Genomic DNA, 12,971 nt, shown 5'->3' on the forward strand with positions numbered 1-12,971 from the left:
ATGGCACACGACATTCAATTCGCCGACGGCGCAGCGCCGTTCTCCCAGACGCAGCAATTCCACGACATCAAGAATGCGGCGCACGAGCACCTGCTGACGCGTATCGAGGAACTGGGCGCCGAGTTCGGCCGATGGTCGCGCCAGGCGATCAATCAGTTCGTCGATCTCGAGATCGACAGCTTCGTCCGCCTGCGCCGCATTCCGCTCAACGAGAACGAGGTGCGGGCGATCGCCGAGGCCCTGACGAAGGAACTCGCCGGCTTCGGACCGATCGAGGACCTGCTCGCGGATCCGGCGGTCGAGGACATCCTGATCAACGGCTACAACGACGTGTACGTGTCGCGGCACGGGATTCTCGCGAAGCTGCCTGTGCGTTTCACCGATAACGCGCATTTGCTGCGGATCGTGCGCCGGATCCTCGCGCCGATCGGGCGTCGTCTCGACGAATCGAACCCGATGGTCGACGCGCGACTGCCCGATGGCGGCCGCGTGAACGTCGTGATCGAGCCGCTGTCGATCGACGGACCGATCGTGTCGATCCGCAAATTCCGCAAGGATCCGCTCAAGCCCTCGGACCTGCTCGGCAATGGCACGTACAACGACGAGATCGGCGCGCTGCTCGAGGCGGCGGTCGAGGCACGCTGCAACGTGCTCGTGTCGGGCGGCACGAGTTCGGGCAAGACGTCGCTGCTCAACGCGCTCGCGTTCCACATTCCGGAGGCCGAGCGCGTCGTGACGATCGAGGATACGGCGGAGCTGTCGCTGAACCACCCGCACGTCGTGCGGCTCGAAAGCCGTCCCGGCGGATTCGACGGCAGCGGTGTCGTGACGATTCGCGACCTGCTGCGCAACACGTTGCGGATGCGTCCGGACCGGATCATCGTCGGCGAAGTGCGCGGCGGTGAAGTGCTCGAAATGCTGCAGGCCATGAACACGGGCCACGACGGCTCGATGGGCACCGTGCACGCGAGTTCGCCGCGCGAGTGCCTGTACCGTCTCGAGATGCTCGCCGGGTTCGCCGGCTTCCAGGGGACCGAGTCGAGCTTGCGTCGCCAGATCGCGAACGCGATCGATTTCATCGTGCAGATCGGCCGGCTGTCGAATGGACGCCGCCGGATTCTGTCGATCACCGAGGTGACAGGGCTGTCCGACAACATCATCGCGACGCAGGAGCTGTATCGCTACGAAGCGCGCGTGACGCCGGAAGGCGAGGAAATCGATCACTGGGAATCGCTCGGCATCCATCCGCATTCGCCGAAGCTTGCGCGCTTCCGCCAGACGCTGACGAACAGCGCGATGGGCGGGGGCGGTTTCGGTGGCGGCTTTGGTGGCGGCGGTTTCGGCCGCGGCGGGGGCTTCAATGTATAGCGCGATGATCTGGGTGCTCGCGGTCGCGATGCTGTGCGTGGCATCGGCACTGATGCTGTGGCGACATGCGGAAACCCGGCGCGTGCGCACCGATGCGAAGCGCTTCATCGACAGTCGGCTCGAACCCGGCGTGCGCGTGGCGGCACCGGCTGCACGATCGGCGGCATCTGCCGCGTCGCGGGCCGTGTCGTCGTCCGGTGGCGCGCACAATGCCGCGTCTCGTGCTTTCTGGGCGCACTGGTATGCGCTCGCAACGGAGTATCTGACCAACCTCGTGAACCGTGCGGGGATCGAAGGCGCACGCGGCAAGGCGATCGTCGCGCTGGCCGCTCTCGCCGCGGTGGCGGCAATCGCGGGCAGCCGCGGCGGCGTGCTTGCGTGTTTCGCGGCGCTTGCGTGCGGCGGCGCGATCTTCGGTGTCTGGCTCACGTCGCGAATCCAGAAGCGGCGACTGAAAATCGTCCGGCAGATCCCGTCGTTTCTCGACGGGATCGTGCGACTGGTGACGCTCGGCAACAGCGTGCCGGCCGCATTCCAGGCCGCGCTGCTGACGACGGAGGAGCCGCTGCGGGGGTGTCTCGATCACGTGTCCCGGATGCTGCGCTCGGGTGTCGAGATCGATCGCGCGATGCTTCACATCGCCAAGATCTACCGGACCGAGGAGTTCGAATTGCTCGGCTCGGTACTGCGGTTGTCGGTCAAGTACGGCGGTCGTGCGGACGTCATGCTGGAGCGGATGGCCGTCTTCATGCGCGACCTCGAGCAAGCGGAGCGCGAGCTGACGGCGATGTCGGCGGAAACGCGGCTGTCGGCATTCGTGCTCGTGATGTTGCCGATCGGGATCGGCAGCTTTGTCGTGATGACCAATCCGAAGTACCTGGAAGGGATGTGGAACGATCCGAGCGGGCAAATGCTCCTCATGTTCGCGTTCCTGGCGCAGGTTGCGGGTAGCGTATGGCTGTATCGAATGGCTCGACTCAGGTGATGCGATGACAGCAACTCAGATCGGATCGGTCGCACTGGCACTTGGCGCGCTGGGCGTGCTGTTGTTTGGAATGATCGCGTTGTTGCGTGCGAGTGCCGCGTCGCGTGCAGAACGTGCGCTGGCCGATGCGCTCGATCAGCGCATGGCGGCGCTGGAAGCAGCCAAGGCGCGCACCGCGGCGGACGCGGTTCCGTCCGTGAAATCGGACACGCGCGGGCGCGAGCGCATCGAGCGCATGCTTGCGCGATTCTCGGCAACAGGGATGCGCTGGCTCGATACCGGTTTCGGCAAGCACGTCGTCGCGGAAGAGGACCGTCGTCTGCTCGAGCAATGCGGTTACGTCGACGCGCGTACGCGCGGGCTGTTCCTGATCGCGCGAATTGCCTGCGGGATCGCGTTGCCGTTGCTGTTCGCGATATTCGCGAGCGGACGAACGACGAGAGGATTCTGGATGATCGGCATGTTCGCCGCATTCGGGGTCGGTTTCATGCTGCCGAAGCTCTATCTGCAGCGTCGTGCCGCCGCGCGGCGCCAGAGTGTCATCGACGAACTGCCGTTGCTCGTCGACATGCTGCGCTTGTTGCAGGGCGTCGGATTGTCACTGGATCAAAGCCTGCAGGTCGTGACGAATGATTTCCGCGGGATGATGCCGGTGCTGTCGTCGGAGGTCGGAATCGCACAGCGTCAATTCGCAGCGGGCCGCACGCGCGAGCAGTCGATGCAACGGTTGTCGAGCGGATTCGACAACGAGGACTTGCGCGCGATCGCGCGGCTGATGGTGCAGGTCGACAAGCACGGCGGCGCGGTTCAGGAGCCGCTCAAGCAGTTCGGCGACCGGCTTCGGGAAACGCGCCGCGCGATGCTGCGCGATCGGATCGGTCGGCTGACCGTAAAGATGACCGGTGTGATGGTGGTGACATTGCTGCCCGCACTGCTGATCGTGACGGCCGGACCGGGGTTGTTGGCCGTGATGCGTGCGCTGACGGCGCATCATCATTGACGGACGGAAGGAAAGACGATGAAGCGGATCGGCGGAATGGCGAGGCACGCTGGCGTGGTGGCGTTGGTAGCGCTGCTCGGCGCATGTGCGACCAAGGAGGGCGGGTACGGCGTGAACGCGCAGGCAGAACGCGCGGCGCTGATTCAGGCGGCCGACCAGAAGCAGGCGGTGCCGGATACGCCTGCGATGTATCTCGGTCTGATCCAGCGGATGCAGGCGCAGGGCCTCTATTACGCGTCGCTCGCGCACATCGACGCTTACGACAAGGCCTACGGCGTGTCGCCGGACACGATTCTGCTGCGCGCGGACGCGCTGCGGATGACCGACCAACCGGCTGCCGGCGCGGCTGCGTATACGCAGTTACTGAGGACGCCGCTCGCGTCGCGTGGTTATCGCGGGCTGGGGTTGATCGCCGGTGCGGCCGGTGATTTCGGTCTGGCTGTACAGGCACTGACGCAGGCGTCGGAGCTTGCGCCGACCGACGCGTCGCTGCTGTCCGATCTCGCTTATGCGAAATTGCGTAACGGCGATGTGGTCGGCGCGCGGGTGCCGTTGATGAAGGCAGCGGAACTGGATCAACGCAATCCGAAGATCGTCAGCAACCTCGCACTGTATCTGCTCGCGTCCGGGCGCACGCAGGATGCGCAGCGACTGATGAATCAGCAGCGTCTACCGGCGGATATCCGCAAGGACATCATTGGCGACGCCGCAAAGATTACGGCCGCGGCGCGTGCACAGCAGCGTGCGGTCGCGACGCCGCCGGTGGTGTCGCGGCACGCCGCGACCGCGCCGATCACGCCGATGGCAAACAATTTCGGCTATGACCAGACCGTGCCGCTGCTGCAACGGTTTGCACAATGAACAGAATGAACAGGCGGGGGAACGACATGAACAACAATGCTCGTCGGAACATGCATGCGGGGCGCGTTGCGATGCTGGCGGCGGTTGCCTGCATGGCGCTGGGAACCGTCACCGCATACGCACAGCAGGATGCGGCACCGGTGGCGTCCGACGTGGGGCGCTCGACCAGGGACTGGCTCACGATGCAGGGCGAAAATCGGGCGGCAGCTCCGACGCAACCGTTGCTTGGCGACGTCGCGTCGTTGATCTACCAGCGTTATCTCGATTCGTTCAAGAACAAGATTCCTGAGTCGATGAGCACGCAGCTCGGTTCGTCAGGTGGGATGTCGGGTAACGGACAGGGTGCGCAGTAAGCGAAATGGCGATGCGCGCGGATCAATCACGGGTGGGGCGGCGACACGGTACTGACGGGCCGGCGGGGCAGCGTCAGCGCGGCTCCATCGCGATCATGGCGGCGATCTGGCTGTCGGTGGCCGTCATCGTACTCAGCGGGATCGACATCGGCCGCTTTTATTCCGAACGACGCCATATGCAGGCGGCTGCCGATCTGGCCGCGCTGTCGTCGGTCATGAAAGCCAGCGCGGATACGACCTGTTCGGCGGCGAAGACGGCGGCCCAGCAGGTCGCCAGCCCTTCGGCGAATTCCGTACCGGCAAACGCCACCATTTCCGTGACGTGCGGCGTGTGGACTGCGCCTCAAACCAGTGGCGGTGCCGCGCTGTTTACGCCGACCGCGGGCGACCCGATGAACGGTCAATGCGGCGGCTTGTCGGCAGGGCCGGCCGGATCAACGACCGGACAGTCGGCCAACGCCGTGTGCGTGAGCGTTTCCGAACCGGTGACAGGCTTTTTCCGCGGCGGAAAGTCGATCGGTGCGTCGGCCATGGCGAAGAGCACGCCGACCGATACCTTTACGCTGACCACGTCGCTCGCCGCATTGAATGGCGGGCTGGCCAATCAATTGCTCCAGACGCTGACCGGTTCGCCCAAAACGTTGAGCCTCAACGCTGTCGATTATCAGGGGCTGGCGCAGGTCAACCTGAAGCTGGCGGGCATTCTCGCCAATTTGCCGGTCGGCTCGAGCACGGCCGTACTGAACGGCTCCGTGACCCTTGGTCAGTTGGCCAACGCGGTGGTGCAGGCGGCGACCCAACAGAACCTGGTAGGCGCGAACCTGAACGTGCTGAATGCGATCGTCGTCGCGCTTTGTTCCGGCAGTGTCTGCGGCGGGCCGCAGATCGCGCTTAACCAGCTGGTTTCAGCCGCAGTGGCCAATGGCAGCTCTGCAGTCGACGCCAGCGTCAACGCGCTCGGACTGTTGTCGACCGCGCTACAGGTCGCGAACGGCACGAATGCCGTTGCCATCCCGAGCATCACGGTCCAGACGCCGACCGCGCTCGCGCCGCTGCTGAACGCGACGGTGTCGGGTTCCGTATCCCTCGCCGGAACGCCGCCGGCCACCGCAAGCGGCCCGCCCGGACCGTCGAATTGCGGGACGTCGAATTGCTTGACCAATACGTCGACAGCGCAAGGGAACGTGTTCCTGAATACGTCGATATCGCTGCTGTCGACGTGCTCGAACGGATCCTTGGTCTATCCGGGGGGCACCTGCCCGTCAGGCAATGCGACGCCGCTGGCCGCCGTGCAACTGCCGATTACCGCGTATGTCGCGCCGGCGAAGGCCGGGCTCGCCTCCGTCACCTGTTCCGCGAGCGGCACGAAGGGCGCGACGGTGAACGTGCAGACCGGGGTGGTCGCCGTCTATATCGGTGGGACGGCGAATACGCCGATCAACCTCAATGCGTCCAGCGGTTATGTTCCGAACGGCGGCGCATCGCCGATCACGTTGGTGTCCGTCAACTTGCAGAGCCTGCTGAATCTGCTCAACCTCGGCGGCTTGACATCGGCGCTGACAACGTTGCTCAGCGTCGCCACGCTCGGACTCCTCAACGTGAACGACATCTCGGTCAACGTCAATTTGCAGCCCGGCCAGTTGACGGTTCCGGTCGCCAATCAAAATCCGACGTCGCTGGTGTTCACCTATCCTGGGCCTGGATCATCCGCGTCGCCGAGTCCGGCATCGCCGTACATGCTTTCCGTGGGAACCGATCAGTTCCTGTCGCCCGCGGTTCAGGGTATCGCCAACGGTGGTCTGACGCTGTCACTGTCTGCCCCACAGGGCAGTCTGGCAGGATTGCTGGCCGGTATATTGAATCCGGTGGTGAGCCTCATCACCGGGCCGCTTCTGACCGCACTGGCGAGCACACTCGTTCCGCTCGTCCTGCAACCGATCGATTCCCTGCTGACGTCGGTCACCGGCTTGCTCGGCTTGAGTCTTGGGAACGCCTATGTCACAAATACACCGGATTCGATCAAATGCGGCAATCCGATGCTCGTGCAATGAAAACCGCGGCGTCCACTTGCGTCGGGAGCGCGGGCAGCGCTTCGGCCCATGCCCCACGCCTGACCCGCAGTGCCGCATCACTCGTCAATAACCGTAGCCGCACCTGAATCATGAGAACCACCTCCGCAATCGCAGAACTCGACCTGTACGTCTGGGAAGGCAAGGCGGACATCGTCGACCGCGTTGCCCGCTGCATGGCGAGCTTCGACGTCGAAGTGATCCGCGCCGACAATGCGGAAATCTCGCCGGAGCGCGCCGCGTTGCGGCCGTCGCTCGCGATCATCAGCGTGACGATGATCGAAACCGGTGCGGCGTTCCTGCGCGACTGGCAGGCCAACATCGGCATGCCGGTCGTCTGGGTCGGCGCGGCGCGCGACCACGACGCGTCGCAGTATCCGCCCGACTATTCGCACATCCTGCCGCTCGACTTCACCTGCGCCGAACTGCGCGGGATGATCGGCAAGCTCGTCACGCAGCTGCGCGCGCACGCGGCCGATACGCTGCAGCCGTCCGAACTCGTCGCGCACTCGGAGTCGATGCAGGCGCTGCTGCACGAGGTCGATACGTTCGCCGACTGCGACACCAACGTGTTGCTGCACGGCGAAACCGGCGTCGGCAAGGAACGTATCGCGCAATTGCTCCACGAAAAGCATTCGCGCTACCGGACCGGCGAATTCGTGCCGGTCAACTGCGGCGCGATTCCGGACGGCCTGTTCGAGTCGCTGTTCTTCGGGCACGCGAAGGGTTCGTTCACCGGCGCGGTTGTTGCGCATAAAGGCTATTTCGAACAGGCGGCGGGCGGCACGTTGTTCCTCGACGAAGTCGGCGACCTGCCGTTGTACCAGCAGGTCAAGCTGCTGCGCGTGCTGGAGGACGGCGCCGTGCTGCGGGTCGGCGCGACGACGCCGATCAAGGTCGATTTCCGTCTCGTCGCGGCCAGCAACAAGAAGCTGCCGCAGCTCGTGAAGGAGGGCCTGTTCCGCGCGGATCTTTACTATCGGCTCGCGGTGATCGAGCTGAGCATTCCGTCGCTGGAAGAGCGGGGCGCGGTCGACAAGATCGCGCTGTTCAAGTCGTTCGTCGCGGAGGTGGTGGGCGACGAGCGGCTCGCGCAGTTGTCCGACCTGCCTTACTGGCTCGCGGACGCGGTGGCGGACAGCTATTTCCCCGGCAACGTGCGCGAACTGCGCAACCTCGCGGAGCGCGTCGGGGTGACGGTGCGGCAAACGGGCGGCTGGGATGCCGCGCGACTGCAGCGGCTGGTCGCGCACGCGCGCAATTCGGCGCAGCCAGTGCCGGTGGAGAGTGCGGCAGAGGTCTTCGTCGACCGCAGCAAGTGGGACATGAACGAGCGCAGCCGCGTGATCGCCGCCCTCGACGCAAACGGTTGGCGGCGCCAGGATACGGCGCAGCAGCTCGGCATCAGCCGGAAAGTCCTGTGGGAAAAGATGCGCAAGTATCAGATATTCGACGAAGAGCCCGAGACTCGCGAAAGCGAATAATTAATGAGATAAAATCGCGCTGAATTACAACGACACGGGCGGGGAATCGAAATTCATGAGCCATATGACGGGGTTGGGGCGGGCGTGTGTGTTGCTCGCCATGATGGGAGGCATGCAGGGCGCGTTCGCGCAGGGGTTGGCCGGCAATGCATCGCCGGCGGTGCAGCAGGCGTCGGCGCCGGTTGCGGCGATTCCGGTGATCGATCAGCAGGTTCAGACGTCGGTACAGCCGCAGGCGGGCGAGACGACCGGGCAGAGCACGGTCGACGAACTGCAGCGTCAGATCCAGGCGCATTCGCTGACGGAAATGCGCACCAGCTATAACGGCAGCTACGGCGCGAGCCTGCTGTTCAGCGTGAAGGACGGTTCCTATTTCGTCGCGCTGTTCCAGCAGAAGGCGTTCTGGCGGGTGATCAAGACTTACGACGAAACGCGGGCCGAGACGATCTATCGCGATTTCTCACGTCAGGCGGAACGGCTGGCCGTCAACGAACTGCGTGCGGCGAAGCTGGAATCGCAAAAGGCGCAGATGGACCGGCAGATCGAAGTCACGCAGGAACGGGCGCGGCGTCTGCAGGCGGACATCTCGATCGCACGCGAGCAGCAGGCAGCGGTCGCGGATCGCCAGAAGAGCGTCCGCACCGAAACGGCGGCGTTGCAGGCGCAACAGGCGCAGCTTCAGTCGCAACTGCGCGCATTGCAGCAGCAGGTGCGTTCGCTGCAGCGCGAGGCCGACGCAGGCTTGCCGACGACGGCGCACTGAGCGATCACGGCAAGGCCGGTGCGGCGACATGCCGCGCCGACCCACCAGAAAAAAGGGCAAGCCGCTTGGCTTGCCCTTTCGTTTTACTGGCCGTCCGGCACGATTCGCCGGCGGCGCGTGACGATCACCGGCCCGTTGCCGCCGCGTGCGTCGGACGGCGACGTGTTGCCCGATGCGTCGCCGGCGTCGCGCGGTGCGCCGTAGCTTTCGCGCGGTGCGCCGTAGCCTTCGCGGGGCTCGCGCGGCGCGCCATAACCCTCGCGCGGTTCGCGCGAGCCATAGCCTTCGCGCGGTTCACGGGAACCGTAACCTTCACGCGGTTCGCGCGAGCCGTAGCCGCCGCCGTCGCCGCGCGATTCGCGGGCGCCGCCGTGCGAGCCGTACGGGCTGTGGCCGCCGCCTTCGCGGCCGCCCGGCCGACCGCCGGTACGCGGGCCGCGGGGGCCGCCGCCGCCCGGGCGCGAGCCGCCCGTGTCGAGCTGGATCGTGGAAATCGCACGCTTGTAGATGCCTTGCAGACCCACGGGGGTGCGCAGCATCACCAGGTACTGGTCGAACGACTCGATACACCCCGTCAGACGAATGCCGTTGACGAGATAGATTTCAACACGCTTACGTTCCTTGCGCGCCGAATTGATGAAGTCGTTTTGCGGATGGGATTCTGCGGGATTGGCCATTGAGGTGCGGCAGGAGCCTGCGTCAGAGAATATGTTGTGCGTGTGTGGCGTGGTTGCCCACCAAGTGTTTGGCGGGATTTTACCCTGTTCGTTCCACCAGTGCGCAGTCGCGATTGTGTCGAACCGTAACCCACTATAGACGTTCCCGTGCATTTTCGCGATTCGGTCGAATGGCTAATGCCGTTTCGTTACGTCGCGTTACGACTCTCGCAACGGCGTAGCACCTGGCGGCGCGCGGCGCGATTACATTCGACGCGCGTGCCGGGCTGGCCGGCGGATCCGGGAAGGGGAACATGAACAAGAGGGGATTGGCGGTGTGGATCGGGAGTGTGGCGTTGCTCGCTTCCGGCAGTGCAATGGCGGGACACGTCGACCTGTCGGTGGGCATCGGCGTGCCGGTCGCGCCGGTCTATGTCGAGCCGGCACCGGTCTATGTGGCGCCGCAGCCGGCGGTGGTCGCCTATCCGGGTTACGGATACGGCTACTACGGCGAAGAGGACGACGACGGTTACCGGAAATGGCGCAAGCACTATTACAAGCATTGGCGCAAGCATCACGACGATGACGACGATTGAGCGCGACCTGCGCGGCGCCGGTGACGTTCAGAACGCGTAATCCGGATTCTTCGGGTCAAACGCGGATTCGTCGAGCGTCACCGGCGCGATTTTCTCGATGACGATTCGTTCGAAGATCTTGCCGTCGTTGTCATACGATTCGACGGTCCTGAAGTACGGCGCGTGCAGGTCGAGCCCGAGGGTTTCCTTCTTCGCGTAGAACTGCGGGCGGCCGGTCGGCGTCTCGTAGGTGAGCGCGACGACGCGCACGCCGCCGATCGTCTTCGCTTCCACTTGCGTCGGCCGCTGCACGCCGGCTTCCTGGTATTTCTTTCCTTCGGTCAGGTACAGGTTCGTGATGAACTCGGTGCCGAGATCCTTAACCTGGTGATTCGACTGCGCGCGTGCGAGTGCGCCGTCGAGCGCCGTCCACAGCGGAATCTTGCCGAGCAGGCCGCCGAGATGGCCGTACATCTCGTCCTTGCGCTGGGTCGTGTCGTAGATCGTCTCCTGTCCGGTATGCGCGCCGCCCGGCAGCCATTTCGCATACACCCGCAACGGTTCGCGGGTCGTCTTCACGAGCATGCGGTCGGGCGTGTCGGACCATTTCCCGCTGATGCGCTCCTGGCGCACCATCGTGAACTGGTACGACGGATAGCCATTGGGACCGTTGCGGATATAGAGCGGGACGGCGAGCGGATCGAGCGTCTTGAACAGCGCCGTGAGCGTCGCGTCGTCAAGTTGTGCGAGCGTGCCGCGCTGGGCGGCCGTGCGCAGCCAGCGCGCCTGCTGCGCGACCGGCTCACGCGTGACCTTCGCCAGGTCCGCCGGCAGTGCGGCCTCCTGGGCCGCGCTCGCGGCGGCGGCGGTTTCCTGCGCATGCAGGCCAGCTTGCGCGAGCGACAGCATGCACGCGACGGCCGCGGCGGCGTGCCGCGTGCGGCGCTTCGTTCCTTCGTTCATCGACAGCGTCTCCCGGGGCGATGGATCGTTCAGCCTTGCTTCGCGGCCTTGAGCTTGGCGAGTTCCTCGTCGCGCAGCGCGCGGCGCAGGATCTTGCCGACGTTCGTCTGCGGCAGCGCGTCGCGGAATTCGACGAACTTCGGCATCTTGTAGCCGGTCAGGTTCTTGCGGCAATGCGCGAGCACGTCGTCGACCGTCAACGTCGGGTCGCGGCGCACGACGAAGACCTTGATCCGTTCGCCCTGGACTTCGTCCGGGATGCCGATCGCGGCGGCTTCGCTGATGCCCGGATGCATGACCAGCACTGCCTCGATCTCGTTCGGATACACGTTGAAGCCCGAGACGAGGATCATGTCCTTCTTGCGGTCGATCAGGCGGATGAAGCCGCGCTCGTCCATCACGCCGATGTCGCCGGTGCCGAGCCAGCCGTCGGCGTCGATCACCTTCGCGGTCTCGTCGGGCCGCTGCCAGTAGCCGCGCATCACCTGCGGGCCGTGCACGCACAGCTCGCCCGGCTCGCCGACGGCGGCCCAGGTGCCGTCCTCGCGCCGGAAGCGCACGAGCGTCGACGGGGCGGGCAGGCCGATCGAGCCGCTGAACGCGGCCATGTCGGTCAGATCCACCGGATTCATCGTGACGATCGGCGAGCATTCGGTGAGCCCGTAGCCTTCGACGACCGGCCGCCCCGTGACCTCCTGAAAGCGCTCCGCGACCGCGCGCTGCATCGCCATGCCGCCCGCCATCGCGAGCTTGAGCTTCGAGAAGTCGCGCTTGCGGAATTCCTCGTTGTCGAGGAACGCGTTGTACAGCGTGTTGATCCCGGTGATTCCGGTGAACGTCTCGTTGCGGATGATCTTCATCACCATGTTCATGTCGCGCGGATTCGCGATCAGGATGTTGCGCCCGCCGAGCCCCATGAAGATGAACGCGTTCACCGTCAGCGAATAGATGTGATAAAGCGGCAGCGGCGTCAGCACGGTCTCGACGTCGCCCGAGACCTGGTCGGCGATCCACGCCTTGGCCTGCAGCAGGTTCGCGATCAGGTTGCCGTGCGTGAGCATCGCGCCTTTCGCGACGCCGGTCGTGCCGCCCGTGTATTGCAGGAACGCGAGATCGTCGCGTGTCGTCTGCACCGGTTGCGGTTTGCCGCGTGCGCCGAGCGCGAGGGCGGCGCGCAGCCGGATCGCCTGCGGCAGGCTGTAGGCCGGCACGAGCTTCTTCACGTGCTTCAGCACGAAATTGATCAGGCGTCCTTTTGCATTGAAGCCGTCGGCGAGCAGGTCGCCGAGCGCGGTGACGACGATGTTCTTCACCTGCGTTTCCGGCAACGCGTCCTGCAGCGTGCGCGCGAAGTTCTCGAATACGACGATCGTCTGCGCGCCGCTGTCCTTCAGCTGGTGCGCGAGTTCGCGCGCGGTATAGAGCGGGTTGACGTTGACGACGATCGCGCCGGCCTTCAGCGTTCCGAACAGCGCGACCGGGTACTGGAACGTATTCGGCAGCATGATGGCGACGCGGTCGCCCGGTTTCACGCCGGTGCTTTGCAGATACGACGCGAACGCATCGACTTTTTGCGCGAGCGTGCGATAGGTCATCGATGCGCCTGCGCTCACGTAGGCGACGCGCTCGGCGAAGCGCGTCGTGCATTCGTCGAAGAATTGCACGAGCGATGCGTATTGCGTGACGTCGATTTCATGCGGCACGCCGGGCGGATACGAGGCGTACCAGATGCCGTCGGTGTTCGGCGGGAGCTGGGCCGCTGCGGTTGCTGCGGATGAGGACATGATGTATCTCCGGTGTCGACGAGCGTTAGCGCTTCAGCGCTTACGCTCGTCCCATGCTTCGCGGTCGACAAGAGTTAGCGCTTCAGCGCTAACTCTCGCCCCATGCTTTT

12 protein-coding genes are annotated in these 12,971 nt (G+C 65.0%); 9 read left to right on the forward strand and 3 right to left on the reverse strand.

From position 1 onward, the window contains the following. The 8 genes from HWX25_RS09025 (at position 1) to HWX25_RS09060 (ending at position 8,883) form a co-directional block, all read left to right on the forward strand. Positions 1 to 1,368, forward strand: a complete 1,368-nt coding sequence (locus HWX25_RS09025; protein WP_059818084.1) for a CpaF family protein — start codon at positions 1 to 3, stop codon at positions 1,366 to 1,368. Then, entirely contained in the window at positions 1,361 to 2,353 is a 993-nt protein-coding gene (locus tag HWX25_RS09030) for a type II secretion system F family protein (RefSeq protein ID WP_059532993.1), read from the forward strand. The genes HWX25_RS09025 and HWX25_RS09030 overlap by 8 nt, the downstream gene beginning before the upstream one ends. A gap of 4 nt (positions 2,354 to 2,357) precedes the next feature. Then, positions 2,358 to 3,353 carry a type II secretion system F family protein gene (locus tag HWX25_RS09035; RefSeq protein WP_175908274.1) on the forward strand — a complete coding sequence of 332 codons (996 nt, stop codon included), beginning with the start codon at positions 2,358 to 2,360 and terminating at the stop codon, positions 3,351 to 3,353. A gap of 18 nt (positions 3,354 to 3,371) precedes the next feature. Beyond that, on the forward strand, positions 3,372 to 4,214 hold the full coding sequence (locus HWX25_RS09040) for a pilus assembly protein (RefSeq protein ID WP_175908275.1): 843 nt from the start codon (positions 3,372 to 3,374) through the stop codon (positions 4,212 to 4,214). 26 nt (positions 4,215 to 4,240) lie between these two features. Further along, positions 4,241 to 4,567, forward strand: coding sequence for a DUF3613 domain-containing protein (locus HWX25_RS09045; protein WP_059818088.1), 327 nt, complete (start codon positions 4,241 to 4,243; stop codon positions 4,565 to 4,567). Positions 4,568 to 4,578: 11 nt separating this feature from the next. Further along, on the forward strand, positions 4,579 to 6,618 hold the full coding sequence (locus tag HWX25_RS09050) for a pilus assembly protein TadG-related protein (protein ID WP_244138748.1): 2,040 nt from the start codon (positions 4,579 to 4,581) through the stop codon (positions 6,616 to 6,618). A gap of 110 nt (positions 6,619 to 6,728) precedes the next feature. Continuing rightward, positions 6,729 to 8,120 carry a sigma-54 dependent transcriptional regulator gene (locus HWX25_RS09055; protein ID WP_059818091.1) on the forward strand — a complete coding sequence of 464 codons (1,392 nt, stop codon included), beginning with the start codon at positions 6,729 to 6,731 and terminating at the stop codon, positions 8,118 to 8,120. A gap of 55 nt (positions 8,121 to 8,175) precedes the next feature. Continuing rightward, positions 8,176 to 8,883 carry a DUF2968 domain-containing protein gene (locus tag HWX25_RS09060; protein WP_059701437.1) on the forward strand — a complete coding sequence of 236 codons (708 nt, stop codon included), beginning with the start codon at positions 8,176 to 8,178 and terminating at the stop codon, positions 8,881 to 8,883. Between the two features lie 83 nt (positions 8,884 to 8,966). Here HWX25_RS09060 and hfq read toward each other — a convergent pair whose 3' ends face one another. Beyond that, positions 8,967 to 9,560 carry an RNA chaperone Hfq gene (gene hfq / locus HWX25_RS09065; protein WP_175908365.1) on the reverse strand — a complete coding sequence of 198 codons (594 nt, stop codon included), beginning with the start codon at positions 9,558 to 9,560 and terminating at the stop codon, positions 8,967 to 8,969. A 293-nt stretch (positions 9,561 to 9,853) separates the two neighbouring features. Between hfq and HWX25_RS09070 the strand changes: the two genes are divergently transcribed. Continuing rightward, a complete protein-coding gene (locus tag HWX25_RS09070; RefSeq protein WP_059533118.1) occupies positions 9,854 to 10,135 on the forward strand; it encodes a PXPV repeat protein in 282 nt (93 codons plus the stop codon). Positions 10,136 to 10,162: 27 nt separating this feature from the next. On the opposite strand, the gene HWX25_RS09075 is transcribed toward HWX25_RS09070, so the two are convergent. Then, a complete protein-coding gene (locus HWX25_RS09075; RefSeq protein WP_175908276.1) occupies positions 10,163 to 11,077 on the reverse strand; it encodes a DUF1571 domain-containing protein in 915 nt (304 codons plus the stop codon). 29 nt (positions 11,078 to 11,106) lie between these two features. Further along, complete coding sequence (locus tag HWX25_RS09080) at positions 11,107 to 12,861, reverse strand: AMP-binding protein (protein WP_175908277.1); 1,755 nt, start codon at positions 12,859 to 12,861, stop codon at positions 11,107 to 11,109. Between the last annotated feature and the right edge of the window lie 110 nt (positions 12,862 to 12,971).

The sequence above is a fragment of the Burkholderia sp. BCC1640 genome (assembly GCF_902833125.1).
In the GTDB taxonomy this organism is placed as follows: Bacteria; Pseudomonadota; Gammaproteobacteria; order Burkholderiales; family Burkholderiaceae; genus Burkholderia; species Burkholderia diffusa.